Below are 3,813 nucleotides of genomic sequence, written 5' to 3'. Positions count from 1 at the left end.
AGACGCACAGGGTTTCGCCTTCAATACGGACCGGATAGGAACGGACTCCGCAGACTGCAGGCAGGGTTAGCACTTCGCCGGTGCGGACGTCGAAACGCGCGCCATGCCGGGGGCAGGCGATGACGCCTTCCGGTTCAAGCCACCCGAACGTGAGCGACCCGCTCTGGTGCGGGCAGGTGTCAGCGATGGCAAAGAAACCTTCTTCGAGGTGGAAGATGGCAATCGCGACGCCCTCGACGACAACCCGCTTCGACTTGCCTACCGGAATGTCGGCAGCGGGGCAAAGGGGGTGGAAAATACGATCAAGCTGAATCAAGCGAAGTGGTGCAGTATTTGATTGAGCGTCTCTATTATATCCGCATGCAACTCGGACTCTTCCATGCAGGCGGCAATTTTATGATAATCATGCTTAGCAATGATTCTTCTTCGACCAGTAATGTCAGAATATTCCCTGAAAAAGGGATTCAGAATTTCATCTGATGCCTTGTAATTATAGAGAAAGTGAATGCTGTCATTCATCGGGTTGCCAATAGCCTCTGGAGTAAAATAACGACCCTCTAACAGTTCTCGTGCCTTTTGACCAAACATTTCGCCACCTTCGAGCCTGCAGAAACGTGCAAGTGCATTAGGAACAAGAAGATAATTTTCTATCTCTCTTCTTTTCCAAGTCCTAATAAAAAGTTCTTTTGACGATCTTGGGCTTCCCCCTCTTTCGAGACGATCGACTATAATGAATCCTTTAATGTTAGAGTAGATTAACCTAAGTGCTTCGAAATTCCTTTTCGCCGCCGCAATGCTATTACCGCCTATGGGGTGAAAATGGATGTTCTGAATTATCTCAGCTGCCATTAAATTGCATTTGTTTGCCCACGCCAAGAGGATTTCGCGATCTGTAAAATCCTCACAATAGAGAATCGCAGCTACTCGCTTCAACTCGATGATATCAACGGTTGGCACCTCGCGAAGCAATCTCCTTAGATGCTGAACTTCTTCTCGCTCGATTAAAGGCCGGCCTTGCGGAAAACAAACGATAGTCTGTCTATCTTCTTGATTAATAATAACTTCAGAGTGACTGCTAACAATTAGTTGTGACTTTCTCCCTTTTGCCAATTCTTTGAGCTCATTATATATTTCCTCCTGCTTGCGCCACTCGAGATGCGCGTCGGGCTCATCCAGCAATAATATCTTTCCTTCCCTTGAGTTTAAATAAGCAAAAATCAATAAGGTCTGTAGAAATCCGCTGCCGGCGCTTGTTATTTCCAGTTTCAGGGCATTATTGCGGCCACTATCCAATTGCTTATACCATACCCATAATTGTCCTCCGACTTTCTCGGGTTCAAGAAGTTCAACTCCGAAAAACCTCTTCAATATCCTCTGCAAGTCACCCCATTTGGAGTGCTCCAAATAATCTCTCCGTGTCTTTCGCCCTTTAGGCTGCGTGTTCCAATGTTGCAAATGAAGATCATAGATGATACTCCTAAGCACATCACCGCCTCGGCCCTCCTCAACATAGCGATCTTGAGAATCTGTCCCAAGATAATCCTCCATAGAAGGAATACCGGCAAGTGCCGGAAGATGCACGATCTTTACATTGAGTGCCTCTTGAGGTATATCGGGAGGTAAATCGAAATTCGATTCCGTCCGAATTGGTCTGACAATCAATTGCTCATCCGAGCTGAACTGCAATTCCATACCGAGGTTCCATTCATTCCCTTCCTCATTTATGCCGTCAACAATGATTTCTATCTTGGAAGGATCATTCACTCCTAAATAGACTTGCTTGTCAAACCATAACCCCCGAATATCGCTCTTTGATGTAACTAGATCGGTACGAGCAAGCGCTACCCCGATTTTCTTCGTTCCCTTGGATCTGCCACGTTTCTGGTACCACTTCTGCAGAGCGCGCTGCCACATCACAAGGGCTTGAAGCGCCGTAGTCTTGTGGGAGTTGTTAGGCCCAGCAAAAATAACGACGTCATCGAGGGGAATTGATAATTCCTCGATGCCCTTGAATCTGCGGATTGTTATCCCCATTATCATAATCTCGCCTCCATCGCCTTCTTCAATCTCTCCTGCATTCTGCCCCTGAAATAGACTCCGAAATCGGTCGGAACCTCGCCCGATACGATTTCGCTGATGAAGCCGTCAAGGAGCAGGTGTGTCGCTTCAGCCTCGCCCAAGCCCCGGCTCATCAGATAGAAGAGTGCTTCCGGATCGACCTTACCCGCTGTAGCGCCATGGGTGCACCGCACCTCATCGACCAGAATTTCTAGTTTCGGAATGCTGTCGGCTCTCGCCCCTTCAGACATCAACAGGTTGCGGTTCAATTGATAGGCGTTCGCCATTTGTGCTGTCGGGGCGACATTGATCAGTCCTTGATAGACCGACTTTGCCTGCCCGAAGAGTGCCGCCTTGTAGAGCAAGTTGCTGGTCGTAACCTCGGCGGTATGTAACTGGAGCGTCCGCAGATCGAGATGGCTGGTTTCGCCTCCGATATGGCCTCCGCGCATCGTAGCCTCGGCGCCGGGTCCGGTGAGCAGCGCTTCCCGCCGGGAGACCGTCGTCCCGCGTGTGAAATCCCCCCATGTCAGCCGCAGTTCGGATTCGCGACCGAGCCGGGCATTCAGGTGGTCATAAAACCGGACTTCCGAATCGCAGTCGCTCATCAACATCAGGTCAAGCCGCGCACCTTCATCAAGGACGATCCGGGTCTGTGACGCGAATAATGAGACCCCCCTGGAGCGGGCGTTCAGTTCGAGAAGTATCTTCATACGGCTGCGTTTGCCGATGCGGATCACGACCAACGGCAGATGGGCGCCTCCGAGAGGCAAGTCGGAGTTGACCTTGATCTGCACGATGTGCGAATGCTGACGATGATCGTCGGTTAGAAAGTAGGCGCCATTCTGCCAAAAAGCCACCTGCAGCAAGCCTATTCCCGGCGAATCGGTATCTTCGGGCACCTCGACGATGGCTTGCATGACGCTCTCGTCCCAAGGCGCCTTTTGGCTGCCGAACGACCCGCATTGGAACGGATATTCAGCAGGCGGATCGAACGCAACCGACAGTCCGTCCGACGCAAGGGCGAATTTTTCCTTACTGAAAAGGCGCGGATCGGTGCGCCGCCAGGTCTCGTCGATCCCCGACGGCCAGGGCGTGATCTTAATCCGTTTCAACGCCTCAAGGCGCTGTGCCATCAGGGTTGGCGGCTCGCGGAGAGATTCCGATAACGTCCGGGCACTCTGCTCGCCCCAACCGGAGAGGAGCGATGCCGATGATCTGGTCGGCGAAACGGCTAACAGGTCAGCCAACCGAGCCTTCCATCTGCAGCTGGATGAGCCGGTTCATCTCGAGGGCATACTCCATCGGAAGTTCTTTCACGATCGGGTCGATGAATCCGCGCACAATCATCGCCAGCGCTTCCTCGCGCTTGATCCCACGAGACATCAAATAGAAAAGTTGCTCATCCGAGACCTTGCTGACCGACGCTTCATGCCCGGCGGTAACGTCGTCCTCGTGGATTTCGTTGTAGGGATAGGTGTCGGAACGTGCGTCCTTATCGAGCAGTAATGCATCGCAGACGACGCTGGTCTTTATACCGTGAGCGCCCGGCATCACTTCGACGAGTCCGCGGTAGGAGGTCCGTCCATCGTGCTGGCTGATCGACTTGGAGGTAATATGCGACGAGGTTTGCGGCGCGGCATGGATTACTTTCGAACCAGCTTCGGTGTGCTGACCTTTACCGCCATATGCGACGGAAAGGATCTCGGCGTGAGCCTTCGGTCCCATCAGATAGACCGAAGGGAATTTCATCGT

The 3,813-nt window shown here is 52.0% G+C and carries 4 protein-coding genes; all 4 read right to left on the bottom strand.

Going from position 1 to position 3,813, the window contains the following annotated elements:
* A partial coding sequence (locus FJY67_11590) for a non-heme iron oxygenase ferredoxin subunit (protein MBM3330091.1) occupies positions 1 to 298 on the bottom strand: 298 nt, incomplete at its 3' end.
* A gap of 14 nt (positions 299 to 312) precedes the next feature.
* On the bottom strand, positions 313 to 2,040 hold the full coding sequence (locus FJY67_11585; protein MBM3330090.1) for an ATP-binding protein: 1,728 nt from the start codon (positions 2,038 to 2,040) through the stop codon (positions 313 to 315).
* Complete coding sequence (locus FJY67_11580) at positions 2,037 to 3,308, bottom strand: SufD family Fe-S cluster assembly protein (protein MBM3330089.1); 1,272 nt, start codon at positions 3,306 to 3,308, stop codon at positions 2,037 to 2,039. The genes FJY67_11585 and FJY67_11580 overlap by 4 nt, the downstream gene beginning before the upstream one ends.
* On the bottom strand, positions 3,301 to 3,813 hold a 513-nt coding region (locus FJY67_11575), incomplete at its 5' end, for a Fe-S cluster assembly protein SufB (protein MBM3330088.1). The genes FJY67_11575 and FJY67_11580, both read right to left, overlap by 8 nt.

It is taken from the genome of Calditrichota bacterium, from assembly GCA_016867835.1.
GTDB lineage: Bacteria > Electryoneota > AABM5-125-24 > Hatepunaeales > Hatepunaeaceae > VGIQ01.
Note: the sequence above shows the minus strand (reverse complement) of the source record. Positions and strands in the feature narration are given on the sequence as shown.

Coding starts and splice junctions, on each gene's coding strand:
- FJY67_11585 (MBM3330090.1), bottom strand. CDS start 2,040: ATGATAATGGGGATAACAATCCGCAGATTCAAGGGCATCGAGGAATTA.